Origin of the sequence: Hyphomonas sp. (assembly GCF_046313735.1) — a bacterium.
Lineage (GTDB): Bacteria > Pseudomonadota > Alphaproteobacteria > Caulobacterales > Hyphomonadaceae > Hyphomonas.
This window is the reverse complement of the sequence record NZ_JBKBXW010000116.1, coordinates 1-1503: the sequence shown is the minus strand read 5'-3', so window position 1 is coordinate 1503 and position 1503 is coordinate 1. Positions and strand designations below refer to the sequence as shown.

Genomic DNA, 1503 nt, shown 5'->3' with positions numbered 1-1503 from the left:
ACGCCGAGGTTCGAGATGTCGCCCCGGCCGTCAGCCACCACCTGGCCCACGGTCGCGCCAAGCTGTGTCGGCGAGCCGGCGATCACGGCCGCATCAACACCGTCGATGATCGCGCCGCCGACATTGACGCGGCTATGCGTATCAACATCCGCCTTGGAATAGACGATCTCGCCGCTGACACGGAAGCCATTATCATACATCCGGCCGAATTCGCCGCTGAGGACATAACCTGTGTCAAATTCGGTTTCCCAGCCATAGGGCGTACCGGCGGCGATCGGCGTGCCATTTGGGATCACCGGGTCGCCATTGCCCGTGTTGAATGCGCCCGTCTGGCCCGAATTGCTGCTGTCGGACTGGAAGTTGAAGCCGGCGCTCGCGGCGCCGTACCAGCCTTCGGCAAAGGCCGGGCTCGCGAGCAGTGTGAAGGCGCTGGCCATCGTCGCCAGGATTTTGATTCTCATGGAGTGTTTCCTTTCTGGATGAGTCCGCCGCAGGGTTTGCTGGGGCGGTGTCGCACTCGACAGAGCAGAAGGTAGGATAACCTATCGCATAGACAATAGGATATTTCTGAATTTTCCGTCAGGTTACAGAAATCTGCCCGTCACTCGCCATTTTCCTTGAAGTGACAGGCCCCGCGCATCTGGCGCGCAAACTGCAGGCGGTTGCCTTGACACCCCCGCTCGTGTTCAACACGCGCGAACCCCGTTGCACGGAGACACGAGATGCTGCCCAAACCGCTGACCGACATTGCCCCAAACACGCTGGACTTCGAAATCCTGCCGCTGGTCAAGCCGACCGGCTTTCGCGAATATGATGCGCGCTGGTGGTTCAACGGCATCGGGCATGAGACAGCGCCGGAGCTCAATCTCTACGGCGTCCAGGCCCTCGGCCTCGGCATGGCGGCGCTGTTCCATGAGCTTGGCGTCAAGCCCACGGTCGTCACCGGCCATGACTATCGCTCGATCAGCCAGCCGATCAAGAATGCGCTGACCCTCGGCCTGATGGCCGGCGGCTGCGAAGTTCTGGATGTCGGCCTCGCCCTCTCGCCGATGGTCTACTGGGCCCAGTTCGAACTCGACGCCGCCTGCTGCGCCATGGTCACCGCCAGCCACAACGAGAACGGCTGGACCGGCGTAAAAATGGGCGCCAACCGCCCGCTGACCTTCGGGCCGGACGAGATGGGCCGCCTGAAGGAAATCGTCATGGGCGGCCATTTCATTCCCCGCGAAGGCGGCTCGCTGCGCCGCATCGAGGAAGGCCTGCGCGAAAGATACATCCAGTCCGTCGCCGGGGACACCAAGCTGAAGCGCAAGCTGAAAGTCGTCGCCGCCTGCGGCAACGGCACGGCGGGCGCCTTCGCGCCGGACCTCCTGCGCGCCATAGGCGCCGAAGTCATCGAGATGGACTGCAATCTCGACATGACCTTCCCGAAATACAATCCGAACCCTGAAGATCACAAGATGCTGTCGGCGATGGCCGAAACCCTGCGCGCCACCGGCGCCG

2 pseudogenes are annotated in these 1503 nt (G+C 62.6%); one reads left to right on the top strand and one right to left on the bottom strand.

Annotated elements, in window-relative coordinates:
- Positions 1–461 (bottom strand): annotated as a pseudogene (locus ACK4SV_RS16965) (hypothetical protein); the annotation flags it as partial.
- A 261-nt stretch (positions 462–722) separates the two neighbouring features.
- On the opposite strand from ACK4SV_RS16965, the pseudogene ACK4SV_RS16960 reads away from it, so the two are divergent.
- Positions 723–1503, top strand: a pseudogene (locus ACK4SV_RS16960) (phosphomannomutase/phosphoglucomutase); the annotation flags it as partial.